Consider the following 24188-nt stretch of genomic DNA (forward strand, 5'->3'; position numbering starts at 1 on the left):
AATCGAGCGGGGTTTAGGGAGACGGGGCTCAGGAGTCGGCGCGCACATTGCACACCACCGACACCTGATTGGTGGACATCTGCGGGCGCACTTTGAGTTTCAGCAGGACGTCGCGGTAGTTCTTGCGTCGGCCGACGACCTCGTAGTCGCCGGGGGGCAGAGCGACGGTTTCTTCGCGGATCTTACCGAGCATTTGGAAATTGGTGATGCTTACCCAAGTGCGGGAGTCGGAGAGGAAGGTGATGTTCACCGGGCGGCTGTTGAGCTCGAGCGTCGCGCGGATGCGGGCGACGTCGGGGGTGATCTCGAGGTAGCCCGGTTTGCTGGCCATGGCTTCGTTGAAGCGGCGAATGGCGCCTTGGAAATCGGCGATGTCGACGAGCTGTTGGGTGAGCTCGACGAGCTTTTCGTATTCGAGTTTGGCCCGGACGGTTTTGCCGACGCGGATGAGTCCCTCGATGGCATCCTCGTGTTCGGGCTCGAGATCGAGCAGGCGTTCGTAGGCGACACGGGCCTCGTCCCACTTGTATTCGCGTTCAAGGTCGTAGGCCTCGGCGAGGGTGTTGTAGACCTGGGCGTCGTGGAACTCGACGCGGGCGTTGGCGAGGGCGTCTTTGATCTCGTCCTTCTTCGGGTAGACCTCAAGGGCGTCTTCGTAGCGCTCGATGGCGGTGGCCCAATCCTCGGCGGCGGCGGCGGTTTCGGCGGCGGTCACGAAGCCGTTGAATTGGGCTTCCTTCTGATCGGCCTTGGCGCGGGAGGCGCCCTGTTGGGCGACGGTGGAAAACTGATCGAGGGCAAAGGCTTCCTCGTAGGCCGCGATGGCGGTGTCGTAGTCGGCGACGGCCTCGGCGGCCTGGGCAGTTTCGAGCAAGGCGTGAACCTGTTCGATGGTCTTGGCGCGATCGAGTCCGCGCAGCGCGGTGTCGTTGGCGCTGTCGTAGGTGAGGGCGGCTTGGAAGGCGGATTCGGCGGCCGGTCGATCGCCCTCGGTCAGGGCTTTTTGGCCGTCCCGAATGTTGTCGGCCACGAAGGTGGCTTTGCGCGACTCGAAGTCCTCGAGGGTGTCTTCGGCGTTGTCGAAAGCCTGCCAGGCGGCGCGGAAGGAGCCCTGCTCGAGAAGCAGGCGGCCCTCGCCGATCGAGGCGTAGGCGGAGTCGTAGGCGGCGGGATCAAATTGTTTCACGCGCTCGGCGGTGCGCAGGCGGCTGTAAAGGTCGTCGTAGCGCTTGTTGGCGTTTTGCTGCATCTCGACCGTCTCGGTGAACTCCGCCATCTGGCCGGTCACGCGTTCGAGGGCGGTGGAGGCCTCGTTGTAGCGCTCGTCCTGAATGAGGCCCTCGGCGGCGATGAAGGCCTTCTCGATGAGCGCGATTTCCTGCAGGAGGTTGGGGTGGTTGGCGGGCAGCTTGCGGACGCCGGTCAACGTTTGTTTGGCAGTCTCATAGGCCAGTTCGGCCCGACCGCGGCTCACATAGGCGGGCTCCCGCTCGGCTTGCGCGGCGGCGACGGCGGCCTCGCTTCCGGGGCCGCCGGGCGGGGCCCGGAAGGAATAGGCCACGGCGAGTCCGGCGACGACCACGGCGATGATCGCGATCGCGGCGAAGAGCTTGGTGCGGCCGGAGTTATTGGCCTGGGTGGCGCCTTGGTGTGCGGCTGGATTCCAATCAATGACCCGGTGCTTTGGGTTTGGTTTGTCGGACATGGTTTGGTGAAGGGGTGGCTGAGGTAAAAAGCGCGGAGACGGCCTTGGACTGCGGGGCGGAGCGTTTGTTCAGTCGTGGAAGCGAATTTGCACCAAAGCCGATTCGCGTCGATTTCTCAAGGTGTCGGATGGTTTCAAATCGCGCATGATTTCCCGGAATGTAGCCAGTGCCTTGCCAAAATAGGTGCAGTGGAACATTGATGCGCGGTTTTTGGTCTTCGGGCCTTCCCGCTTCCCGCTTTCATGTCTTTCGTTTTCCCGTCGCAGGATCGAACCACCCCATGACTCGTCGCCGCCCCCGTTTTTCGTCCCCTCTCTTGCTGGGCCTCCTGGTCGCCGTGCTCGGATTTTCCGGTTGCTACAATGTCCCGGTCACCGGGCGCAACGCCGTCGCGCTGGTGGATGAGCAGGACGTGAAGGAGAAGGCCCTGGTAGAGTGGGAGCAGATGAAAAAGATGAACAAGATCTCGCGTAACCCGGCGCAGATTCGGGTGGTCAACGAGATCGGCGCACGGCTTTCCCGCACCGTTTTTTGGGACGTGCCGCTGGCGGATTGGGAGTTTGTGGTCTTTGACGCTCCGAGCGTGTTGAACGCCTTTGCGCTGCCGGGCGGCAAGGTCGGCGTGTTTTCCGGCCTCATCAATTTCTGCGACAACGAGGACCAGCTGGCCTCGGTCATCGCCCACGAAATCGCGCACGTCGCGGCCAAGCACACGCACGAACGTTTCTCCCAAAAGATGCTGCTCTCGCCGCTGGGCACCGCGACCTCGATCGGGGTCGGCGGCGCGATCGGCGGAGTGGGGGTCTACATGCCGAGCGTCGGCCGGTCGGCCGGTTCGGGGGTGCAGGCCATGACGCAGGCGGCCTTCGATCGGGGCAAGGAGCTGGAGGCCGATGAAATTGGTCTCAGTTACATGGCCCGGGCGGGCTACGACCCGCGACAGGCTTTGGAACTGCTGATCAAGATGGAGGAAGACCAGGCCGCCAAGGGCGTGACGGGTCCGGGCGCCTGGTTGGCCAATCATCCGGACTTCCCGGAGCGGCAGATTCGGCTTAACGAACTCCTGCCTGCGGCCATCAAGATCTATGAAGGTGGCGGCGACTCGGCTAATCCTATCGTCATTGAATAATCCCCTTTCACGTTTCCGTGGTCGCTTGGGCGTGCTGCTGGCATGCGCGGCGACGTTGTCGCTTTTTGCCGCCGACGATGAGGTGGACCCACCGCGCCTCACGCGGCCGGTCGAGCCCAACTACCCGTCGGACCTGCGCGATGCGGGCGTCGAGGGGCAGGTCGACGTGCATTTCGTGGTCGACCGTTATGGCGCGGCCAAGGACCCGGAGATCCGTTACGCGACCCACAAGGAGTTTGGCGAAGCGGTGAAGGCGGTGGTGCCGCGCTGGCGTTTTTCCCCAGCCCGTCGCGACGGCCTGCCGGTCGAGCAGCGTGTGCGTATGCCGGTGCTCTTTGTGGTGCGGCAGAACGACCCCTTGAGCAAATGGGCCGGTCGCAACGTCTTTCGGAAAATGGAGGACAAACCGCCGGTCGACGCCGATGAGTTGGGCATTTGGCCCGAGCCGGCTGCCTGGATCGAACCGTATTATCCGCCGCAACTCAACGGCACCGGCAAACGCGGCGAAGTCGTCGTAAGTTTTGTCATCGACGAACATGGCGACGTCGTGAACCCCGAGATCCTCGTCGGTGACGATCCGCATTTCATCGCCTCGGCGCTGGCCGCGACCGTGAGCTTGGACTTTTCCCCGCACCTCGATGAGACGACCGGCGAACCCGTGCCGGTCACCATGGCGGTCTCCTACCACTTCGACGAAAAGAAGCAGCAGCAGTGGGATCGGGCGGTCAGCGAGCCGGACAAGTGACGGATCTACGGCGCGCCGGGGCAAAATTGGGCTGCAGGGTGGACGTCGGGCCAAGGCCCGCGTAGTTTGTAACCCGTTTCATTCCAACCCTGATCGCACGATGATGTCTTCCTTCGCCTCCTCTCTTCGCTCCGCCGCCCTCGCTGGCGCACTCCTGCTCACCGTCGCCTTGCCGGCCCGGGCCGAATCCCATGGGCATGGTCACGATGAACCCGCCGCAATGGCGCCGGTCGGCTACAAGGCCATCGCGGTGCTCGTGGCTGGCAACGACTCCGGCGTGAGCGGCACGGTTACGTTTGAACAGACTGAACACGGCGTGCGCGTCGTGGCCGACGTCAGCGGTCTCACGCCCGGCAAGCATGGTTTCCATGTCCACCAGAAGGGCGACCTCTCCGCCGCCAACCTCACCTCGACGGGTGGTCACTTCAACCCGACGGGTCACGACCACGCCGGGCCGGACTCCGCCATGCGCCACGTGGGCGACCTGGGCAACCTTGAGGCCGATGCCAATGGCCATGCCCACGCGGACTTCGTGGATCCCAAACTCGCGCTGGCGGGCGAGCACTCGATCATCGGCCGCGGCGTGATTGTGCACGCCGGCGAGGATGACCTCACCAGCCAGCCGACGGGCAACGCCGGTGGACGTGTCGCGGGTGGCGTGATCGGCATCATCGGCACGCCCTGAGCCAGGACCCTATTCCGCGCGCGGTGGCGCAACACGCGACTCGTCGCTCGACGAACGCGGTGCGGCCCAACACATTGCCCGCACCCCATGGCCGGCCGTTGGCAAACCTACTCCGAAGCCCGACTCCTTGAGACGCGACTCTGTGACCTCCCGTTGCGTGTGGATGGCACGGTGGTCGCGGAACGTCGCGACCGACTCTACGAGGAGCTCGCGGCCAAGGACCTCCGGTTCCGCCCGCACTTTTGGCTGAGTCAGGAATGGTTCACCCCCGACGGGGTGCCGGGTATCGCGGTTCCTTTCTACCTGGCTCACCCGCGACTGGTTCAACTCGAACGGCAGTTCATGCTCGAGGCCGAGGGATCGACCGAGGCCAACTGCATGCGCATCCTGCGCCACGAGGCGGGGCACGCGATTGACAACGCCTTTCGCCTGCACCGGCGCAAGCGTTGGCGCGAATTGTTCGGTGCTTTCACCGATCCCTATCCCGACGCCTACCGCCCGCGTCCGGCCAGCAAGCGCTACGTGCATCACCTCAACGGTTGGTATGCCCAGGCGCATCCGGCGGAGGACTTCGCCGAGACCTTCGCGGTCTGGCTCACGCCCGGTTACCCGTGGCGCAAGCGCTACGCAGGCTGGCCCGCGTTGGAGAAGCTGCTTTACGTCGATGAGCTCATGGCCGAACTCGTCGGCCAAACGCCGCCGGTGCGCACGCGTCGGCACATCGAACCGCTCCGCGAGGCCAAGCTTACGCTGGCGGAGCACTATGAACGCAAGCGCGCGCACTACTCGGTCGAGTGGCCCGGCTACTACGATCGGGATTTGCGACGTATTTTTGACGCGGATACGAAGTCCACCAAGCGGCCGGCCGCGTCGGCCTTTCTGCGCGCGCATCGCCGCGAGTTCAGCCGCAAGGTGGCGGAGGCCTCCGGGGTGCCGCCTTATACGATCGATCAACTGTTGGTGAACATGACCGAGCGCTGCCGCGTGATGAAGCTGCGCCTGCGCGAATCGCCGACTCGCACCCGCGAACGCATGCTGCTGATGTTGACCGTGCACACCATGCACGTCGCCCACGCCGGATATTTCCCCATCGCCGTATGAGCAAACGCCGCCATCACCCGCCGCTGCGCATCCTTGCGCTGATGCACGAGGACCTGGTGCCGCCCGATTCGGTCGAGGGACTCACGGAGCAGCAGATCCAGCCCTTCAAGATGGAGTTCGATGTCATCGCCACGTTGCGGCAGATGGGGCACGAGGTGCGGGGCGTCGGCATCTACAGCGACCTCGGCGTGCTGGGCGCGGCGCTGGATGAGTTTCAACCCGACATCGTGTTCAACATGTTGGAGGAGTTCGCGGGGCAGGTCCTGTTCGACCAGCACTTGGTGAGTTTCCTCGAGCTCAAGCGCGTGCCTTACACGGGCTGCAATCCGCGCGGGCTCACGCTGTCGCACGACAAGGCGCTGTGTAAGCGCATCCTGGCGCACCACCGGATTCCGGTGCCGGCGTTTGGTGTCTTCCGGCCGGGTCGCAAGGTGAAGCGACCGGCGCGGCTGAAGTTTCCGCTGCTGGTGAAGTCGCTCATCGACGAAGGCTCGGTCGGCATCTCGCGCGCGTCGGTGGTCAGCGACGACGCGGCGCTGGAGGAACGCGTCGCGCTCATCCATCGCCAGTCGGGCAATCCGGCCATCGCCGAGCAATACATCGCCGGGCGCGAGCTCTACATGAGCATCATCGGCAACGAGCGGCTGAAGACCTTCACGCCCTGGGAGCTGTTCATGCATCGCCTGCCGGAAGGTGCGCCCAACATCGCCACCAGCAAACTCAAGTGGAGCTACGCCCACCAGGAACAGGTGGGGCTGGAGACGCGTCCGGCCGAGCTCGCGCCGGAGCAGCATCGCCGCATCGTTTCGCTCTCGAAGCGCATTTACCGTGCGTTGTTCCTTTCTGGATACGCGCGCTTGGACTTTCGCATGTCGGAAGCGGGCGAGTTCTACCTGCTGGAGGCGAACCCCAATCCCTGCCTCGCCTACGGGGAGGACTTTGCCGAGGGCGTCGAAACGGGCGGTCTCGCTTACGAGGACCTGCTGGACACCATCCTGCGCAACGGCCTGAGCTACCGGCAGCAGTTGTGAGGCGCCGCGCGGCGGGGCGAATCACACGGCGCCGAAGGTGTCGTGGAATTTTTCCTCGGCGGCGACGGAGCCGATGAGCACGAGTTTGCCGCGAGGCGGCAGGATGGCCTGCGGACCGGGTTGCAGCTCGCGGTGCCCGTCGCGGTCGATGGCCAGGATGGAGCAGCCGGTGAGCGCGGGCACCTGCGAGTCGGCGAGCGTTTGGCCGGCAAGTGAGCCGGGCACCGGCGCGGTGAACACGCTCACGCCCTCGGCGAGCAGCAGGTTGTCCTCGTCGCGCAGGAAGTTAAAAATCGTGTTCGCGCTCATCGAGGCGTAGGAGAGCACGAGGTCGGCCCCGGCGCGGTGCAGGCGGGCGACGTTGGGCTCGTGGGTGCAACGGCTGATGATCTGGGTGCGGGGCCGCAGCTTGCGGTAGAAGATGGTGAGGAAGATGTTGGTGTCGTCGTCGTGGGTGGTGATGACGATCGAGGTCGCGTCGTGCATGCCGGCTTTCACCACGACATCAAACTCGGCGCCGTCACCGATGTGGGTTTGCTCGGGGAAATGGACCCGGGTCGCGTCGCGCTCGATGATCGACCAGGTGATGTTGCGTTCGTCCAGCGCCCGCGCGGTGGCCCGGCCAACGCGACCGCCGCCGACGATGACGACGCTGGTTTTCGTCGCCTGGTCCGGGCCGGTGCTCCCGTGCGAATAGAGTGCGTTGTAGGTCGCGATCTGCGGCACGGTGCCCGCGACGATGAACAGGCTGCCATCGGCGAAGACGAAATCGGGGGTGGGTGGCACCAGGTTGCCGTGATCCCAGACGCCGACGACGCTGAGTCCGGTGCTGGCGCGCAGGCCGGAGGAGGCGATGGTTTGGCCGGCGAGGGTGGTGCCGTGGGCGCTGGCTTCGGCGATGACGAGATCGCCGATGTTGCCGATGGGTTGGGCGACGGAGGTGCCGGCCAGCACGCGGCGGGAAAGGGCCTGGCCCATCATTTCGTTGAGCGAAAGCAGGTGGGTGACGCCGGCGAGTTCGAGCACATCGCGGGCCGCGGTGGAGCGAGCCGAGGCGATGATGGGCACCGTCTCAGAGACTTCGCGGACCGAGAAGGTGACGTTGGTGTTGATCACGTCACTGAGTGTCGTGACGACCATCGCGGCGCGATCGACCCGCAGGCGGCGGTAGGTGTCGGGATCACTCAGGTCCCCGACAACGACCGGCACATCCCGGTCGTGCAGCTCAAGGCCCTCGGCTAGGGTGGGGACCAGCGTGTAGTAGGGGTAGTGGTGCTTTTGCAGCAGTCGGGTCAGCAGCTTCGTGGTGGGCCCGTGCATGGTGAGGATCACGTGGCGCTGGGTCTCGGCGGGGAGTTCCCGCGGCGCGCGGGCGGCCGCCTGGGCCTTCATCCACGGGGCGTAGAAAAATTCGATGAAGGTGAAGGGGAGCAGCACCAGCAGGAAGATCACGCCGGTGGCCAGCACCACGATGGAGAAGCCGCGGCCCAGGTCGGTGTGGAAGGTGATGTCACCGAAGCCGAGGGTGCTCATTACGGTGAGCGTCCAGTAGAACCCGGTGATCCAAGTGTAATGTTGGTCCTCGCGTTCCATCAGCACGTGGAAGAGCACGGTGAAGATCAGGACCAGCCCGGCGAGGAGCAGCAGCAGTTTGCCCAGGGTCAGCAGGTTGCTGCGACTGGTGCGGCTTTCGAGGAAGGTCGTGAGGACGGATCCGAGGGCTTTCATGCGCAGGACGATGCCGGGAGGCGATCGCGAGGTTCAGCAGGCCCGGAACCGGGCGCAACCCTAACCGGAAACCGGTGCGATTGTGGTTTGCGGCGCGGCCATCGTGACTAGCGTGCGCGGATGGAATCGACTCTTCCTTACGCTCCGCGGGTGCGGGTGCTCGCTGTGGGCGGCACCATCGACAAGGTCTATTTCGACGCCAAGAGCGACTACGAGATCGGCGAGCCGCAGGCCGGCGCGATCCTGCACGAGGCCGGCGTGAGTTTTGATTTCACGGTCGAGAGTGTGCTGCGCAAGGACAGTCTGGCGATGACCGATGAGGACCGAGCCTTGGTGCGCGAGCGGGTGGAGGCGGCGCCGGAAAAACACATTCTGATCACGCATGGCACCGACACGATGACCGACACGGCCAAGGCCCTCGGCGAGCAGACCGACAAGGTCGTGGTGTTCACCGGCTCGATGCTGCCCGCGCGCTTTCGGCAAAACGACGCCCTCTTCAACCTCGGTTGTGCGGTGGGCGGGCTGCAGGCGCTGCCGCCTGGCGTTTACATCGCGATGAACGGTTGCCTGTGGCCGGCGCACCGGGTGCGGAAAAACCGCGACCAAGGGCGCTTTGAGCCGATCGATTCCTAGCGCGTTTCAGTAGCGCCCCATCACGCCCCACATGACCCAGGTCAGCGCGAGCGAGAAGCAAGCCATGCCACCGACGCCGCAGGCCATCAGAAAGGGGTCGCCCCAGCCGAGTAGCGTCAGCAGCCCGAGCACGCCATTGCCGCCGATCATGAGCACGAGGTAGTCGCGCAGTTTTTTGTTGGGGCGGACCGGAAGCGGTTCGAGGTCTGGAAACTCCAGTTCCGGTGAACCGGGGGGCGGCACTGGCGGACGGGTGCCGTCGCCGGCGGTCTGACGTAGCGCCCAAACGTCGTGGGCGGGAGAGGTTTCGCCGCGGGGAATCGGCGGATTCGTCACCACAAAATCCGTCTTCGGCTTCAGCTTGAACGGCGAGCGGGTTTCGCCGGGCTGAGCTGCGGGAGGAGGCGTTGGCGGTGAATCGGAATCCATCGGGTGCAGGAGGAAGCGAACACGGCGAGGTGGGCGGAAGGAAAGCCCGGAAAATGCGTGGCCGCCAGCCCAACTCGAATAACGGTCAGCGGGGACGCCGGCAAAGAGTCCTTGCGGGCGGGGACGATGGTGTTCGGTTTCAACCCCTGCGCCTTGATGCCGGCGCTTGTTTACCCATGAAATGCCTTCCTGATTTCGTCCGTTTGTCGCTGGCCCCCGTGCTCTGCGGAATGTTGGTGTCCTGCTCCTCGACGCCGTCTGATTCACCTGCCCCCACCAAACCTGTTGCGGTGGTGGAGGAGCCCGCCGAATCGCCCGAATCGGTTGAATCCCCGGACTCGCCGCCGCCGTCGATAGGCCTGTCGCCGGCCGCGTCAATCGCCACGATGGAACTGCAGCCGGGTTATTCGCTGGAGCCGGTCCTCACCGAACCCTTCATCGCCGAGCCCGTCATGGTCGCGTTCGATGGGAATGGGCGGATGTATGTCGCCGAGATGCGCACCTATATGCAGGATGCCGAGGCCACGGGGGAGCAGGAGCCCGTCAGCCGCGTCTCGCGCCACGAGGACACCGACGGGGACGGTATTTACGATGTGCATACCGTTTATGCGGACAACCTGCTGTTGCCGCGCATTCTCTTGCCGCTCGATGACCGGGTTATCATCGGCGAAACCAACACCAACGACCTTTATATCTACCGCGACAGCGATGGCGACGGCGTGGCCGATGAGAAGACCCTGTGGTTCGAGGGTGGTCGTCGTGGCGGCAACATGGAGCACCAGCCCAATGGCCTCGTCTGGGCCTTGGACAACGGCATCTACTCGACCTACTACGACTACCGGCTGAGTTTCGGCCCCAACGGGGAGGCGGTGAAGGAAGAGATCCCGGTCAACGGCGGCCAGTGGGGGCTCACCCAAGACGACTGGGGCAAGGTCTGGTTCGTGAACGCCGGCAACGAGACCGGTCCGATCCACTTCCAACAGCACATCATCTACGGTGCCTTTGAAATGCCCGACCAACACATCGGCGACTACAAGGTGGTGTGGCCGATCGACAAGATTCCCGACACCCAGGGTGGTCCGGGGCAGCTCCGTCCGGACAACACGCTCAACCATTTCACCGCGACCTGCGGTCAGGACATCTTCCGCGGTGACCGCCTGCCGGCCGAGTTGCGGGGAGACCTGTTTTTTGCCGAGCCCGTGGGCCGCTTGGTGCGTCGCACGGCCGTCGCCGTGGAGGACGGCATCACGCGCTTGGCCAACCCCTACGAGGCCGAGCACGGTGAGTTCATCCGCGCCACCGACCCGCTGTTCCGCCCGGTCAACATGGTGACTGCGCCGGATGGCACGCTCTACCTCGTCGACATGTATCGCGGCATCATCCAGCAGGGCAACTGGACCCGCAAGGGCACCTACCTGCGCGAGCAGATCGAGGCCTACAACCTGCAATACGAGATCGGTCGCGGTCGCATCTACCGTCTGCGCCACGAGGACTTCGAGCCGGGTCCGCAGCCGCGCATGCTGGATGAAACGCCGGCCGATTGGGTGGGGCATCTGTCGCATCCAAACGGTTGGTGGCGTGACACCGCCCAAAAACTGCTCGTGCTCCGCCGCGACCTTTCGGTGGTGCCGGCCTTGGAGAAACTGGCAGCCCGGGTCTCCGCCGATCCCCGTCCTCGGCTGCACGCGCTGTGGACGCTCAACGGGCTGGGCGCTTTGTCTGATGAGTTGGTGCTGCAGGCCCTCACGGCCGATGACCTGCAGGTGCGCATGGCCGGTCTGCGCCTCGCCGAGTTGCGGGTCGATGCCCAGTCGCCCGCCGACTCGCCGCTGGTCGTTGCGACGCTGGCCGCCTTGCACGATGCTGAACCGCAGGTGGTGATGCAGGCCATGCTCACAGTGCGCCGGGCCGGTTTGGCCGACGCCGAAGCCACCATCAAGGCCACCGCCGAGACTTCGTCCTCCGCCGGGGTGTTTGCCCTCAACGAACAACTCTGGGATGCCGCCAACAATGAGGACCCGCAGCTCATCCGCCTCCTCGGCCCCAACGGCCTCAAGGCCTACCGGTCGGGCAAGACGCTCTACAACTCGCTCTGTTTCGCCTGCCACGGCACCGACGGTCAGGGGTCGCCCATGCCGGGAGCCGAGCGCACCATCGCCCCGCCGCTGGTCGGCTCACCGCGCGTGATCGGCGACGAGAAGGCCGCGATTGCCATCGTGCTGCACGGCTTGCAGGGCGACGTCGACGGCGTCGACTACGGCGCGCCGATGGTGCCGATGAATTCGTATCCCGACGACCAACTCGCGGCCGTGCTCACCTACATTCGCAACAGCTTCGGCAATCGCGCCCCGCAGGTCTCGGCCGAGGCGGTCGCGGCGGAGCGTGCGGCGGGGGCGGATCGCACGGCTTACTGGACGCTGGACGAACTCAATGCCCGCATCCCCGCCTTGACCGTTCCCCGCCATCGCTTCACCCGCCGCGACGAATGGAAGCTCGTGGCCAACATGGAAGCGCGCGACGACTCACCGGTGGAGGCCATGCTCGATGGCGACATCGAGACCGCCTACTTCACGCAGGGCTTCAAACCTTTCCCGGTCGAGTGGCTCACGGTCGAGCTGCCCGCGCGCAGCACCATCACCGGCATCGACGTCGATTCCAGCCACGCCATGAACCCGCGCTCGGGTGAGCCGATGGGCTGGGCGCCGGTCTACAGTGTCGAAGCCTCCGACGATGGCGAAAACTGGACCATGGTCGCGCCCCACGTGGTCGGTGAGCCGCATGCCCGCCTCAACCTGCCGGAGCCGATCGAAGCCAAACACCTGCGCATCACCATCACGGAGAAGGAAGGCTGGCAGCCCTGGGTGATTCAGGAGCTGAACCTTTACGGGAAAGAGGGTTAAGGGAGATGTCACGTCCGCGGTGCGCCGGTTCGAATCGGTTCGGCGTGCCGATGGAAAATACGTAGCGGCGACATTCAACTCGCCCCGGTGACCGGGGTGAGTTGAACCTCGGCCGGTTGTTTCGTGTTCCGGTCGTGATTTCTGCTGTTTTGTTCCCGCGTTCGTTGAAGGTCGCTCTGTTGGGCGCCCTCACGGCTTGTGCGCCGGTGATGGCGGAGGACCTGGAGCTGGTGACGCTCCAGCTCAAGTGGAAGCACCAGTTTCAGTTTGCCGGCTATTACGCTGCCATCGAGCAGGGCTATTATCGGGAGGCCGGACTGGAGGTCACTTTGCGCGAACCGGCCGTCGGTGAGGAGGCGGCGGCGGCGGTGCTGGCGGGCAAGGCGGAGTTCGGCATCGCATCTTCCGATCTCGTCGTGATGGTCGACCAGGGCCTCCCGGTGGTCTCACTCGCGGCGATTTTGCAACACTCGCCCCTGGTCCTGGTGGCTCCGCGGCGCGGGGACATTTCCAGCGTCCACGACCTGGCGGGCCGGCGCCTCATGCTGGAAAAGCATGCGGAGGAGCTCATCGCGTATTTGCTTTTTGAGGACATCTCGCATGACGAGATGGATATCGTCCCGCACGGGTTCAGTCCGCAGCCGCTGATCGACGGTGAGGTAGGCGCGATGTCGGCCTATGCGACGGATGAAATCTTCCTGCTCGAAGCAACGGGTTTTGACTACCAGATGTTTTCGCCGCGTTCGGGCGGAATCGATTTTTACGGCGACACGCTCTTCACCACCCGCGAGCAGTTGGAACGGTATCCGGAGCGCACGGCGCGTTTTCGTGCGGCCTCGCTGCGCGGTTGGGCCTACGCCCTGGAGCATGCCGAGGAGATCATCGATCTGATCCTGTCACGTTACAGCCAGCGGCACAGCCGGGAGCACTTGCGTTTTGAGGCGGAGCAGATGCGCAAACTCATCCTGCCCGACGTGGTCGAACTGGGTTACCAAAATCCCGGTCGCTGGCGGCACATTGCGGAGACCTATCACCGCTTGGGTTTGGTGCGGGAGCACGTGCCGGTTGAGCGGATGATCTATGCCCCGGATCAATCGGCGGACGTGGCCCGCCTCTACCTGGCCTTGGCCGTGGCGCTCATCGTGATCGGTTCTTTGGTCGGGGTGATCTGGCGTTTCGCGCAGCTCAACCGGCGGGTGCGGGAGCAGGCGGCTTCGCTGGAGCAGGCCATGAGCGAGATCAAGGAGCTGCAGGGCATCATCCCGATCTGCTGCGGCTGCAAAAAGATCCGCAACGATGAGGGCTTCTGGGATCAGGTGGAAATCTACCTCGAGGAGCATACCCGGGCGGAGTTCAGCCACGGCTTCTGCGAAGACTGCATGAAGCGGTATTACCCGGAATTCGTCCCGCGGGATCCGGACTCGGACGGGCCGAGATCGGTCTGATCGGGTGCTGGGGGAATATGCGAAGCGCTCATGCAAATCGCCTACGTAATCTTTCCCCGCCACCGTCTTTGACAAACCACCGCGCTGTGCCGATGGTTGTCTCGTTCCCGCTTAGCGGGGACTTTTTTGGGGTAACTAAGAAAGCAAATGGCCGGTCACTTAGGGGTAGGTGACCGGCCAACTTTTTTTACCAGCTTGCCGGGGACGGCGGCGGGGTTAGAAATCGGCCCTCCCCGTTCCGATCGCTCAACGCCCCATGAGCTCCAGTCCCACCACCAGCTTTCGCATCCGCCCGCGCTTCGAGGAAGTGCTGCGCGACGACCCCGAATCCCTGCGTTCCCGCATCGTCGCGGCGATCGGCAGCAAAACCGACGAGTTTCACGTCAAAACCTACCCGGGATTCATCGGCATTCACATCGATGGCGAGGAACGACGACGCTGGTCGCCGCAGTTGCACCTGAGCATCGATGCCGCGCCCGAGGGCGGGACGCGGGTCATCGGCGTCTACGGCCCGGAACTCGAATACTGGGCCATGTATCTCTACGGCTACATCTTCTGCGGCCTGGCGGGGCTATTCGCGGGGATCGTGGGTGTCGTGCAAGCGATGTTGGACCAGCGTCCGTGGGGCCTGTGGATTGTCGGCGGACTGCTGGTGGTGTGCGGCGGACTCTACCTGCTTGCGCAACTGGGCCAGAAGTTTGCCGCCTGCCAGACGCTGCGGCTGCACCAGGCCTACCGGCAGGCGACCGGCCAAACGGCGGAGTGCGGATAAGCGGCCCAGCGCGCGGGAGGCGGGGCGAATTTCCTCTCAAAAATGTAATGATACATGAGTTGACGGGAGCGAAAACCTGCACGACGGTGGCGTTGTTCCCGCTTAGCGGGGACTTTTGGGGTAACCAAGAAAGCAAATGGCCGGTCGCTTAGGGGTAGGCGACCGGCCAACTTATTTTGGGGCGCGCGAGGGGCGGACGTGAGTGAGTTGCATGGCGCCGGATCAACGCTCATAGAGGTCATCTGATCCATGCCGGCCCCGCTGATCGAAGACCCCCGTTTGCAGACACCCCTGCTGGCCTTGTTGGAAGCCGACGACTTTGACGAGTTTTGGTTGGCAACGCGGGCGGTGTTTCAGGCGATCCTCCCGGACGACGCGGTGACGGCGTATCTCAACTACCTCGACTTCGCCAAATCCTGGAAGGCGTCCGCGATGTTTGCGACTTCGGCCACGGTGAAGTCCGATGCATGGCACGAGGAGCGCCGTCGCGTCGAAGTCACCGCTCCGTTCCTCGCCGAGCACCCGGGGGTGCGCTTTTACCGACTGTCGGACTTGTTTCCGAATCGCGCCGCCTTCACCGCCTCGCCCTTGTTTCAGACCTTCATGAAACCCTACGGCTGGGGCGATTCCGTCGGGCTGGTTTATCGCCGGGGCAGTGAAGTGAACTCCGTGATCTCGCTGCGCCGTCCGGCTGACCGCGGACCCTATCGGCAGGCCGAAATGCGGCTGCTGCGGCAATTGCATCCGCACTTCGAGGCGGTGATCCGCCGGCTCATCCGCGCGCAGGAACAGCGAGTGAAGTTGGACTGGTTCGAAAACTTCAACGAGCACCTGCCTTTCGCGTTGTTGCAGTTGGATTGGGAGCTCAAAACGACTTACGCCAACCGCGAGGCGATGCAGCAGTGCTGCGCGTGGAACTACGGCCCGAATCCGCGCAAGCGCTACAATCCCAGGAGTGTCTTCCGCGTGCCGCCGCCGATCGTCGAGGCCTGCGCCACCTTGCAACGGCTGTGGCTCAAGCGAGCGGTCGCCGGCGAGTCCGTGCGCCTGGTTCATCCGGAGCATCCCCAATTGCGTGCGACGGTGACCTTGCAGGCGCACGAAGCCGGTTCCGCGACGCGGCCGGTATTTGCCGTGTGGTTTGTCGACCAAAGTGAACCCGTCGACGCGCTGCAGCCTGTGTCGAGCTTGCCGGCGGCGGATCGGTTGACGCCGGCCGAACGCGAGCTGGCCGAATTGATCTGCTCCGGTTGCAGCAATGTGGAAGCCGCGCAGCGCCTCGGCAAAAGCCGCAAGACCGTCGCCGGTCAGCTCACCTCGATCTACAAGAAACTCGGCGTGCCCAGCCGCGCCCGCCTGATCGCGGCCCTGCGCTGATCGTTTAGGACAAATGTCCTATGGCCGCCGCCAGTCGGTTCGGCTAGGATGAGCGGAACCCCACCGCGGCTTCGGCCGCCTTAGCCCCTCGCTCCCCATGAAACCGTTCCTTCCGTTCGTTTCGCTGTTCTGCACCCTGATCACTGCCATGAGTGCCGCCCCCGACTCCTTCCGCGCCCAGGCCGAAAACCTGGTTCAACAACTCACCCTCGAGGAAAAAGCCGGTCTGTGTTCCGGCGGCACGATGTGGACCACCAAGGCCGTCGAGCGCCTTGGCATTCCGGCCATCACCCTCACCGATGGCCCGCACGGCGTGCGTATGGCCAACCCCGACGCCGGTTTGCAGGGACTCAATGCCAGCCTGCCGGCCACCTGTTTCCCGACTGCGCCGGCGCTCGCCGCGACCTGGAATGTCGATCTCATTCGCAGCGTTGGTGAAGCCCTGGGCCAGGAGTCGCAAACGCACGGCGTGCAGATCCTGCTCGGCCCCGGCGCCAACCTGAAACGTTCCCCGCTCGGTGGGCGCAACTTCGAGTATTACTCCGAAGACCCGCTGCTCTCCGGCAAGATGGCGGCCGCCTGGATCAAAGGGGTGCAAAGCCAGGGCGTGGGCACCTCCCTCAAGCACTTTGCCGCCAACAATCAGGAATGGGAGCGCATGATCGGTGACTCGATCGTCGGGGAACGCGCGTTGCACGAGATCTACCTGCGCTCGTTCGAGATCGCCGTGCGTGACGGCGAGCCCTTCACGCTCATGTGCGCCTACAACAAGGTGAATGGCGTCTTCGCGGCCGAGAACCGCACCTTGCTCACCGAAATCCTGCGCGATCAGTGGGGCTTCGAGGGCATCGTGATGTCCGACTGGGGCGCGGTGAACGACCGCGTCGCCGGCGTGTTGGCGGGGCTCAATCTCGAAATGCCGGCGTCCGGCGGTTTCAATGATCGCAAGATTGTCGCCGCCGTGGAGGCGGGCGAACTCGATGTCGCCGTGCTCGACGAACTCGTGGCCGAGATGCTGACCATCACCCTGCGCGCCCACGCGGGTATTCAGAAAGATGCGACGTTCGCAGCGGCCGACCACCACGCTCTCGCCCGCCGCGTTGCCGGCGAGGGGGCGGTGCTGCTCAAGAACGATGCCCGCACGTTGCCGCTCACCGCCGCCCGCGATGCCAAGGTCGCGATCATCGGCCAGTTTGCCAAGGTGCCCCGTTACCAAGGCGCCGGCAGTTCGCAGGTCAACCCGACCACGCTCGACAACGCTTTTGCCGCGCTGACCGCCGACGCGTCAGATGTCAGTTTCAGCTATGCCGCGGGTTACGATTGGGAGGGGGCGGTCACGCCGGCGATGCTCGCCGAAGCCGTTGCCGCCGCGGGTGCGGCCGATCACGCCGTCGTGTTTGTTGGCCTGCCGGACAGCTACGAGTCCGAAGGTTTTGACCGCAAGGACCTGCACCTGCCCGTTGGTCACAATCAGTTGGTGGAGGCCGTCGCCGCGGTGGCGCCGCGCACCACCGTCGTGCTCATGAACGGTTCGCCCGTCATCCTGCCGTGGCTCGATGAAGTTGACGCGGTGTTGGAAGCCTACCTCGGCGGCCAGGCCGGGGGTGGGGCGATCGCCGACTTGCTGACGGGTCGGGTGAACCCGTCCGGCAAGCTCGCCGAGACCTTTCCGGCCCGCGCCGAGGATACTCCGACTTTCCCGAACTTCCCCGGCCGCGACCTGCGCGTGCTCTACGGTGAAGACGTGTTCATCGGCTACCGTCACTACGATGCCCGCCAGATTGAGCCGCAGTTCCCCTTCGGATTCGGCCTCAGCTACACCACCTTTGCCCTTTCCCGGCTCAAGGTGAGCGCGTCCGAATTCGCGGTCGACGACGGCGTCGACGTCACGGTGACCGTGGCCAACGAGGGCAATCGGGCCGGTGCCGAAGTCGTGCAGGTCTATGTGGGTGAAACGGCCCCGCAGCTGCCGCGTCCGCCGCGCGAACTGAAGGCCTTTGCCAAAGTGTTCCTGCAGCCCGGCGAATCCCGCGCGGTGACGTTGCACCTCGATCGCGATGCCTTTGAGCAATACGATACGGTGTCCGAAGCGTGGTTTGTGCGCAGCGGCGACTACTCCGTCAACGTTGGCACCTCCTCCCGCGATCTGCCCCTGGTGGCAACCGTCACGGTCGACGGAGGTTCGCCGCCGCCGCCGGTGATCACGCGCCATTCCAACTTCGGCGAGGTCGAGCGTCACCCGAAGGGCAAGGCGATCTACGACAACTTCATCGCCGGCATGCTCGGCAACCAGCCGGAGTTGGATCCGGAAAAGATGAGCCCGGCCGACTACGCCGCCGCCAAGAAAGGCCGCGACACCATGCTGATGTTCATGCGCGAAATCCCGATGGAGAAACTCGTGATGCTGTCCCAGGGCGCCTTCACCGAAGAGGCCCTGCAGGGCATCCTCCACGCCCTCAATGGCGACGCGGCACAATAACCCCACCCCAGATTCCACCATGAAAACACGCCTCCTTCTGCTCTTCGCGCTGGCTGCCCTCGGCTGCGCCGCGGCGGATTACCCGGCCGGCACGGTCGTCACCGAGAAGCTCTATTCCAAGCACCTTGAAAATCAGATGGGCGAGAGCGCCGAACGGGCGGTCTCGGTGTATCTTCCCCCTGGATACGAAGAAGGTGAGCGGCGTTACCCCGTCATTCACTTCCTGCATGGTTTCACCGGCGACAACACCATGCTTAAATACGTGGCTCCCCTGCTCGACCAGGCCATCGCCACGAAGCGCATCCGGCCCTTCATTATGGTGATCTCCGACCAGAAGACGACCTACGACGGCAGCTTCTACAGCAACTCCGGCGTCTTCGGCGACTGGGAGGACTTCACCGTGCAGGATCTGGTGGCGTATGTGGATGACCACTACCGCACCATTCCCGCAGCGGGCAGCCGCGGCATCACCGGCCACAGCATGGGCGGCTATGGCGCCCTGTTGCTGGCGATGAAATACCCCGAAGTGTTCAGCACGGTTTACGCCCTCAGTCCCGGTGCACTCGCCATCGTGCGCGAATACGGCCCCAACAGCCCGACCTTTAAGGAACTGTCCACCATCACCACCATGGAGGACCTTGCGAAGACTTACTTCGGTAAGGTGATGGTGGCCTTCGGCCGTTCCTGGTCACCCAACCCCGACAAGCCGCCATTCTACACCGATCTGCCGTTCACCTATGATGGAGATGAACTGATCGTCCACGAGGACGCGTTGCAGAAATGGCAGGCCAACATGCCGTTTTACATGATCGACGACTACCGCGAGAACCTGCGCAGCCTGCGCGCGATCAAGTTGGACTGGGGGCGCAACGCTGGCGAGCGCTTCACCATCCAATGCGCCATGTTCAGTCAGCGGCTCGAGAACGCGGGGGTGACCCACTTTGCCGAGGAATACATCGGCACCCACGTGAGTGACATCTACACGCCCGAAGGTCGTATCCCGCAGCAGATGCTGCCGTTCTTCGACTTCTACTTGGATTTCGAGCAATAGCTCCCACGCGTCCCCGCTGTAGCCGGCCTCGGTGAGGCCGGTCCGGATTCAACGACCCCGGCACCAGTTGCCTGCTGAAACTTCCCCCATGCTTTTCGTCATCGGACTCACCGTCATCGTCGTGGTGCTCGGGCTCATCCTGAGCAAACGCACCACCGCGATGACCGCTTTGATTCTGGTGCCGGTGGCCGGATCGCTGGTGGCGGGCTTCGGACTTGAAACTGCGACCTTCGCGGTGAGCGGCCTGCGGCAGATCGCGCCGGTCGCGGCGATGTTCATTTTCGCCATCCTGTTCTTCGGCGTGCTCACCGACGCCGGCCTGTTTGACCCCATCATCCGCGCCGTGCTGCGGGCCGTCGGTCAACATCCGGCGCGCATCACCGTCGGAGCCGCCGTGCTGGCCATGGTGGTGCATCTCGACGGTTCGGGCGCGACGACCTTTCTCATCACGATCCCGGCGATGTTGCCGCTCTTTGATCGACTGGGCATGGACCGCCGCATTCTCGCCGCGGTCGTTGCCCTCGGTGCGGGCACGATGAACCTCGTGCCGTGGGGGGGGCCGACGCTGCGCGCGGTCTCGTCGCTGCAGCTCGACATGACGGCGCTCTATCACCCGCTGCTCATCCCGCAGGCGGCCGGGTTGCTGTTTGTGATTGCGCTCGCCTGGTGGCTGGGCGCGCGGGAGGGCCGCCGGTTGCAGCTTTCCGCCGCCGTGGCGGCGGCGCCGGTTGTTGAACCGGAGCTCAGCGCCGAACAGCTGGCCTTGCGCCGTCCGAAGCGCTTTGTGGTCAACCTGGCCCTGACGCTCGTCGTGGTGGTGGCGCTGGTGACCGGCTTCACCTCGCCGGCGCTCATCTTCATGGTCGCGGCGACCCTCGCGCTGATGATCAACTACCCGCAGCTCGCCGAGCAACGTGCCCGGGTGGACGCGCACGCCAAGGCCTGCCTCATGATGGCGAGCGTGTTGATGGCCGCTGGGGTCTTCAGCGGCATCATGCGCGAGTCGGGCATGATCGAAGCCATTGCTGAACACGCCGCCGACGTCATTCCGTCCGGGGCGGGCGGGGCGCTGCCGGTCGTGCTGGCGGTGTTGAGCATGCCGCTGAGTCTGTTGTTCGACCCCGACTCGTTCTACTTCGGCGTGCTGCCGGTGCTGGCCGAGGTCGGCACGGGCTTCGGCATCGAACCGGTCACCATGGCGCACGCCTCCCTGCTCGGCCAAATGACGACGGGTTTCCCGCTCAGCCCGCTCACCGCCACCACTTTTCTGCTGGTGGGTCTGACCGGCGTCGACCTGGCCGACCACCAACGCTTCACCTTTAAATACGCCTTCCTGACCACGCTGGTCATGACGGCGGTCGCGCTGTTGGTCGGCGTGCTGCCGATCTGAATACACTGCCATGAAAACCATCCGCATTGGATCCGGCGCCGGTTTCTCGGGCGATCGCATCGAGCCCGCCGTGGAGTTGGCGCAAAAGGGCGAACTCGATTACCTCGTCTTCGAGTGTCTGGCCGAGCGCACGATCGCGCTGGCCCAGCAGGCGCGACTCAATGATCCGGGTGCCGGCTTCGACGACCTGCTGGTGGCGCGCATGGAGGCGGTCTTACCGATCTGCGTGGCCCAGGGGGTGCGGGTCATCAGCAACATGGGCGCGGCCAATCCCCGCGCCGCTCTTGATCAGGTCGTCGCGGTGGCGCGCCGGCTGGGCCTGCCTGGACTCAAGGTGGCGGCGATCACTGGTGACGATGTGCGCAGTGCCGTCGAGGCGGATGATCCGGCTTTGCTGGAGCGGGAGGGGCGGGTCGGCGATCTGCGCGCGCGTTTGATCTCCGCCAACGCCTACCTTGGCGCCGAGCCCATCGCGGAAGCCCTCGCGCAAGGCGCGGACGTGGTCATCACCGGGCGCGTGGCCGATCCGGCCTTGTTCTGCGCGCCGCTCATGCATGCCTTCGGGTGGCGGGCGGATGACTGGCGGCGCATGGGGCAGGGGACCCTGGTCGGGCACCTCCTGGAGTGCGCGGGCCAGATCACCGGCGGCTATTTTGCCGATCCTACGACCAAGCCCGTGGCCAATCTGGCGCAACTCGGCTTTCCCATCGCCGAGGTGACGGCCGATGGCGGGGTGGTCATCACCAAAGTGGACGGGTCCGGCGGCGCGGTGACCGCGCGGACCTGCAAGGAGCAACTGCTCTACGAGATTCACGATCCGGCAGCTTACGTGACACCGGATGTGGTGGCGGACTTTTCGGCGGTGGAGATTCGTGAAATCGGTCCCGACCGGGTGGCGGTGACAGGGGCGACGGGCCGGGAGCGACCGGCGGCGCTCAAGGTTTCCCTGGGTTACCGCGACGGCTTTGTCGGCGAAGGACAAATCTCCTACACCGGCCCCGGCGCGCGGGCGCGCGGTCAACTCGCGCTCAAGATCGTGCACGAACGCCTGCGGCTCATCGGGCTGGCGGCGGATGAATTGCGCGGCGAGTTGATCGGGCTGAACGCCGTCGCCCTGGCCGGCGCGAGCGACCGGGCGGCCGAGCCCGCCGAACTACGGGTCCGCGTGGTGGGTCGCACCGCCACGCTCGAAGAAGCCGTGCGCATCGGCAACGAGGTGGAGACGCTTTACACCAACGGACCGGCGGGCGGCGGTGGCGTCACAAAATCGGCGCGGGAGGTCATTGCCATTCATTCGACGCTGATCCCGCGCGAGCGGGTGCAACCTGTAATCCATACCGCCACGACATGAAACTGCACGCCATCGCCCATGCCCGCGCGGGAGACAAAGGCAATGTCTCCGACCTCACGCTCATTCCGTTCGATGAGCGTGACTTTCCGCGCCTGGTGGCCGAGGTGACGACGGATCGCGTGCGGAGCCACTTCGCGCCGGTCGTGCGCGGAGAGGTCGTGCGATACGTGCTGCCCCAACTGCATGCCCTCAAGTTCGTGTTGTCCGACGCCTTGGGCGGAGGCGTGACCCGTTCCCTCGCGCTCGATGCGCACGGCAAGACCTACTCCGCGCTCCTCCTTGATCTCGAACTGCCGGTCCCGCCGGCGGTCACCGCTTTGCCAGACCATGAAGAATGAAATCGTAGTCGTCAGTTCCGCACGCACCCCGATTGGCGCCTTCCAAGGTGGCCTCGCGACCCTGCCGGCCCCGCGACTTGGCGCGGTGGCGATCTCCGCGGCGGTGAAACGGGCCGAAGTCGATCCGGCGCGGGTGAGCGACGTGTTCATGGGCCACGTGCTCGCGGCCGGCAGTGGTCAGGCACCCGCGCGGCAGGCGGCGCTGGGCGCCGGGCTCGAGCCGGCGGCGCATGCAGTGACGATCAACAAGGTCTGTGGCAGTGGACTCGAGGCGGTCATCCAGGGAGCCCGTGCATTGCAACTCGGCGAAGCCTCGCTCGTCGCGGCGGGCGGCATGGAAAGCATGAGCAACGCGCCCTACCTGCTGCCGCAGGCGCGGGCCGGTTTTCGACTCGGCCATCAGCAGGCGATCGACTCACTCGTCCATGACGGACTGTGGGACCCTTATGGCGACGTGCACATGGGTTCCTGCGCCGAGCAGTGTGCAAGTAAATTTGGTTTCACCCGCGAGGACCAGGACGCCTACGCCATCGCTTCGTTTGAGCGCGCCAACGCGGCGCAGCGGGCCGGTCAGTTTGCTGCTGAAATCGCGCCAGTGGAGATCGCCGGCCGCAGGGGGGCGACGACCACGGTCGAGCAGGACGAAGGTCCGGCCAAAGTGATCTACGACAAAGTGCCTTACCTTAAACCAGCCTTCGCCAAGGACGGCACAATCACGCCGGCCAACGCCTCGACGCTCAATGACGGCGCCGCCGCATTGTTGCTGGCGACCGCCGTCGGTGCGGCGGAGCAGGGACTCCAGCCCCAGGCGAGGATCGTCGCGTGGGCCACGCATTCGGCCGAGCCGCGGTGGTTCACCACCGCCCCGGTGGGCGCCGCGCAGCAAGCGCTCGCGCGCGTCGGTTGGACGGTCGACGATGTCGACCTGTGGGAGGTCAATGAAGCCTTTGCGGTGGTGCCGATGGCCTTCATGCGTGAGCTCGGGGTGGCGCACGAGCGGCTCAATATTCGTGGCGGCGCCATCGCCCTGGGTCACCCGATCGGGGCGAGCGGCGCGCGCATCATCGTCACCTTACTCGCGGCCCTGCGCGAAACCGGCAAACGCCGCGGCGTCGCCGCCATCTGTATCGGCGGCGGCGAAGGCCTGGCCCTCTGTCTGGAGCTCTTATGAACAAAGTCTACGCCAACGCCACCGACGCTCTCACTGGCCTGCTCGCGGATGATCTCACCATCGCCGCGGGTGGATTTGGCCTCTGCGGCATTCCCGAAAACCTCATCGCCGCGTTGCGCGACAGTGCTGTGACCGGCCTCACCATTGTCGGCAACAACGCGGGGGTGGACGACTTCGGCATGGGCCTGCTGCTGGCCACCCGTCAGGTGCGCAAGGTCCTCGCGTCCTACGTGGGCGAGAACAAGGAGTTCGAGCGCCAGGTGCTCGCCGGCGACCTCGAACTCGAACTTGTGCCGCAGGGCACCTTGGCCGAACGTTTGCGCGCGGGGGGCGCTGGCATTCCCGCGTTCTACACGCCGACCGCCGCCGGCACCCTGCTGGCCGAGGGCAAGGAAACCAAAGTCTTCGACGGTCGCGAGCACGTGCTGGAAAGTGCCATCAAAGCCGATGTCGCGCTGGTGAAGGCGTGGAAGGGCGACACCAATGGCAATCTCATCTTCCGCAAGACCGCGCGGAACTTTAATCCCATGATCGCCACCTGCGCGACGGTCTGTGTCGCCGAGGTCGAGGAGCTGGTTGAGGCCGGCGAACTCGACCCCGACGCCATCCACCTGCCGGGCATCTACGTGCATCGCATCCTGCAGGGCAGCGGCTACGAAAAGCGCGTCGAGTTTCGCACGGTCCAAGGCGCGGTCGCTTCGCGCAAAGTTTCGCCGACGCGCGAACG

At 64.9% G+C, this 24188-nt stretch carries 19 protein-coding genes and 1 pseudogene; 17 read left to right on the forward strand and 3 right to left on the reverse strand.

Translation table 11 applies throughout. The annotated features are described in order from the left end of the window. Nucleotides 1–28: 28 nt before the first annotated feature. Entirely contained in the window at nt 29–1705 is a 1677-nt protein-coding gene (locus AC0MRV_RS10300) for a tetratricopeptide repeat protein (RefSeq protein WP_472764381.1), read from the reverse strand. Nucleotides 1706–1986: 281 nt separating this feature from the next. On the opposite strand from AC0MRV_RS10300, the gene AC0MRV_RS10305 reads away from it, so the two are divergent. The 5 genes from AC0MRV_RS10305 to AC0MRV_RS10325 all read left to right on the forward strand — a co-directional run bounded on the left by AC0MRV_RS10305 (nt 1987) and on the right by AC0MRV_RS10325 (nt 6397). Next, nucleotides 1987–2835, forward strand: a complete 849-nt coding sequence (locus tag AC0MRV_RS10305) for a M48 family metallopeptidase (protein WP_472764382.1) — start codon at nt 1987–1989, stop codon at nt 2833–2835. Next, nucleotides 2828–3580 carry a TonB family protein gene (locus AC0MRV_RS10310; protein WP_472764383.1) on the forward strand — a complete coding sequence of 251 codons (753 nt, stop codon included), beginning with the start codon at nt 2828–2830 and terminating at the stop codon, nt 3578–3580. Before AC0MRV_RS10305 ends, AC0MRV_RS10310 begins: the two co-directional genes overlap by 8 nt. 100 nt (nt 3581–3680) lie before the next feature. After that, nucleotides 3681–4265 carry a superoxide dismutase family protein gene (locus AC0MRV_RS10315; protein WP_472764384.1) on the forward strand — a complete coding sequence of 195 codons (585 nt, stop codon included), beginning with the start codon at nt 3681–3683 and terminating at the stop codon, nt 4263–4265. Between the two features lie 87 nt (nt 4266–4352). Beyond that, entirely contained in the window at nt 4353–5366 is a 1014-nt protein-coding gene (locus AC0MRV_RS10320) for a putative zinc-binding metallopeptidase (RefSeq protein ID WP_472764385.1), read from the forward strand. Beyond that, nucleotides 5363–6397, forward strand: a complete 1035-nt coding sequence (locus AC0MRV_RS10325) for a D-alanine--D-alanine ligase family protein (RefSeq protein WP_472764386.1) — start codon at nt 5363–5365, stop codon at nt 6395–6397. Before AC0MRV_RS10320 ends, AC0MRV_RS10325 begins: the two co-directional genes overlap by 4 nt. Before the next feature lie 21 nt (nt 6398–6418). Here the strand turns inward: AC0MRV_RS10325 and AC0MRV_RS10330 are convergent, their stop codons facing one another. Continuing rightward, the gene (locus AC0MRV_RS10330; protein ID WP_472764387.1) at nt 6419–8125 is read right to left on the reverse strand and encodes a potassium channel family protein; all 1707 of its coding nucleotides are present in this window, start codon (nt 8123–8125) and stop codon (nt 6419–6421) included. Nucleotides 8126–8245: 120 nt separating this feature from the next. Between AC0MRV_RS10330 and AC0MRV_RS10335 the strand changes: the two genes are divergently transcribed. Beyond that, on the forward strand, nt 8246–8758 hold the full coding sequence (locus AC0MRV_RS10335) for an asparaginase domain-containing protein (RefSeq protein ID WP_472764388.1): 513 nt from the start codon (nt 8246–8248) through the stop codon (nt 8756–8758). Nucleotides 8759–8764: 6 nt separating this feature from the next. Here the strand turns inward: AC0MRV_RS10335 and AC0MRV_RS10340 are convergent, their stop codons facing one another. Beyond that, on the reverse strand, nt 8765–9187 hold the full coding sequence (locus tag AC0MRV_RS10340; protein ID WP_472764389.1) for a hypothetical protein: 423 nt from the start codon (nt 9185–9187) through the stop codon (nt 8765–8767). A gap of 176 nt (nt 9188–9363) precedes the next feature. Between AC0MRV_RS10340 and AC0MRV_RS10345 the strand changes: the two genes are divergently transcribed. The 11 genes and pseudogenes from AC0MRV_RS10345 to AC0MRV_RS10395 all read left to right on the forward strand — a co-directional run. Continuing rightward, the gene (locus tag AC0MRV_RS10345; RefSeq protein WP_472764390.1) at nt 9364–12087 is read left to right on the forward strand and encodes a DUF7133 domain-containing protein; all 2724 of its coding nucleotides are present in this window, start codon (nt 9364–9366) and stop codon (nt 12085–12087) included. Nucleotides 12088–12221: 134 nt separating this feature from the next. Further along, the gene (locus AC0MRV_RS10350) at nt 12222–13532 is read left to right on the forward strand and encodes an ABC transporter substrate-binding protein (protein ID WP_472764391.1); all 1311 of its coding nucleotides are present in this window, start codon (nt 12222–12224) and stop codon (nt 13530–13532) included. 256 nt (nt 13533–13788) lie between these two features. Next, nucleotides 13789–14304 (forward strand): hypothetical protein, encoded by a 516-nt coding sequence (locus tag AC0MRV_RS10355; RefSeq protein WP_472764392.1) that lies wholly within the window; start codon nt 13789–13791, stop codon nt 14302–14304. 249 nt (nt 14305–14553) lie between these two features. Beyond that, entirely contained in the window at nt 14554–15681 is a 1128-nt protein-coding gene (locus tag AC0MRV_RS10360; protein WP_472764393.1) for a LuxR C-terminal-related transcriptional regulator, read from the forward strand. A 97-nt stretch (nt 15682–15778) separates the two neighbouring features. Next, on the forward strand, nt 15779–18160 hold the full coding sequence (locus AC0MRV_RS10365) for a glycoside hydrolase family 3 C-terminal domain-containing protein (RefSeq protein ID WP_472764394.1): 2382 nt from the start codon (nt 15779–15781) through the stop codon (nt 18158–18160). Nucleotides 18161–18179: 19 nt separating this feature from the next. Then, complete coding sequence (locus AC0MRV_RS10370) at nt 18180–19211, forward strand: alpha/beta hydrolase (RefSeq protein ID WP_472764395.1); 1032 nt, start codon at nt 18180–18182, stop codon at nt 19209–19211. An 88-nt stretch (nt 19212–19299) separates the two neighbouring features. Continuing rightward, nucleotides 19300–20601, forward strand: a complete 1302-nt coding sequence (locus tag AC0MRV_RS10375) for a CitMHS family transporter (RefSeq protein WP_472764396.1) — start codon at nt 19300–19302, stop codon at nt 20599–20601. Nucleotides 20602–20611: 10 nt separating this feature from the next. Further along, nucleotides 20612–21952 (forward strand): acyclic terpene utilization AtuA family protein, encoded by a 1341-nt coding sequence (locus AC0MRV_RS10380; RefSeq protein WP_472764397.1) that lies wholly within the window; start codon nt 20612–20614, stop codon nt 21950–21952. Continuing rightward, on the forward strand, nt 21949–22290 hold the full coding sequence (locus AC0MRV_RS10385; protein WP_472764398.1) for an AtuA-related protein: 342 nt from the start codon (nt 21949–21951) through the stop codon (nt 22288–22290). Before AC0MRV_RS10380 ends, AC0MRV_RS10385 begins: the two co-directional genes overlap by 4 nt. Then, a complete protein-coding gene (locus tag AC0MRV_RS10390; protein ID WP_472764399.1) occupies nt 22280–23461 on the forward strand; it encodes a thiolase family protein in 1182 nt (393 codons plus the stop codon). Before AC0MRV_RS10385 ends, AC0MRV_RS10390 begins: the two co-directional genes overlap by 11 nt. After that, nucleotides 23458–24093, forward strand: a pseudogene (locus AC0MRV_RS10395) (CoA transferase subunit A); the annotation flags it as partial. The gene AC0MRV_RS10390 and the pseudogene AC0MRV_RS10395, both read left to right, overlap by 4 nt. Between the last annotated feature and the right edge of the window lie 95 nt (nt 24094–24188).

The sequence above is a fragment of the Actomonas spartinae genome (genome assembly GCF_051209155.1).
In the GTDB taxonomy this organism is placed as follows: domain Bacteria; phylum Verrucomicrobiota; class Verrucomicrobiia; order Opitutales; family Opitutaceae; genus Actomonas.

What these genes read in the sequence shown, in the direction of transcription:
- AC0MRV_RS10300 (WP_472764381.1), bottom strand. Translation starts at nt 1,705, where the DNA reads ATGTCCGACAAACCAAACCCAAAGCACCGGGTCATTGATTGGAATCCA.
- AC0MRV_RS10305 (WP_472764382.1), top strand. Translation starts at nt 1,987, where the DNA reads ATGACTCGTCGCCGCCCCCGTTTTTCGTCCCCTCTCTTGCTGGGCCTC.
- AC0MRV_RS10315 (WP_472764384.1), top strand. Translation starts at nt 3,681, where the DNA reads ATGATGTCTTCCTTCGCCTCCTCTCTTCGCTCCGCCGCCCTCGCTGGC.
- AC0MRV_RS10320 (WP_472764385.1), top strand. Translation starts at nt 4,353, where the DNA reads ATGGCCGGCCGTTGGCAAACCTACTCCGAAGCCCGACTCCTTGAGACG.
- AC0MRV_RS10325 (WP_472764386.1), top strand. Translation starts at nt 5,363, where the DNA reads ATGAGCAAACGCCGCCATCACCCGCCGCTGCGCATCCTTGCGCTGATG.
- AC0MRV_RS10330 (WP_472764387.1), bottom strand. Translation starts at nt 8,125, where the DNA reads ATGAAAGCCCTCGGATCCGTCCTCACGACCTTCCTCGAAAGCCGCACC.
- AC0MRV_RS10335 (WP_472764388.1), top strand. Translation starts at nt 8,246, where the DNA reads ATGGAATCGACTCTTCCTTACGCTCCGCGGGTGCGGGTGCTCGCTGTG.
- AC0MRV_RS10340 (WP_472764389.1), bottom strand. Translation starts at nt 9,187, where the DNA reads ATGGATTCCGATTCACCGCCAACGCCTCCTCCCGCAGCTCAGCCCGGC.
- AC0MRV_RS10345 (WP_472764390.1), top strand. Translation starts at nt 9,364, where the DNA reads ATGAAATGCCTTCCTGATTTCGTCCGTTTGTCGCTGGCCCCCGTGCTC.
- AC0MRV_RS10355 (WP_472764392.1), top strand. Translation starts at nt 13,789, where the DNA reads ATGAGCTCCAGTCCCACCACCAGCTTTCGCATCCGCCCGCGCTTCGAG.
- AC0MRV_RS10360 (WP_472764393.1), top strand. Translation starts at nt 14,554, where the DNA reads ATGCCGGCCCCGCTGATCGAAGACCCCCGTTTGCAGACACCCCTGCTG.
- AC0MRV_RS10365 (WP_472764394.1), top strand. Translation starts at nt 15,779, where the DNA reads ATGAAACCGTTCCTTCCGTTCGTTTCGCTGTTCTGCACCCTGATCACT.
- AC0MRV_RS10370 (WP_472764395.1), top strand. Translation starts at nt 18,180, where the DNA reads ATGAAAACACGCCTCCTTCTGCTCTTCGCGCTGGCTGCCCTCGGCTGC.
- AC0MRV_RS10375 (WP_472764396.1), top strand. Translation starts at nt 19,300, where the DNA reads ATGCTTTTCGTCATCGGACTCACCGTCATCGTCGTGGTGCTCGGGCTC.
- AC0MRV_RS10380 (WP_472764397.1), top strand. Translation starts at nt 20,612, where the DNA reads ATGAAAACCATCCGCATTGGATCCGGCGCCGGTTTCTCGGGCGATCGC.
- AC0MRV_RS10385 (WP_472764398.1), top strand. Translation starts at nt 21,949, where the DNA reads ATGAAACTGCACGCCATCGCCCATGCCCGCGCGGGAGACAAAGGCAAT.
- AC0MRV_RS10390 (WP_472764399.1), top strand. Translation starts at nt 22,280, where the DNA reads ATGAAGAATGAAATCGTAGTCGTCAGTTCCGCACGCACCCCGATTGGC.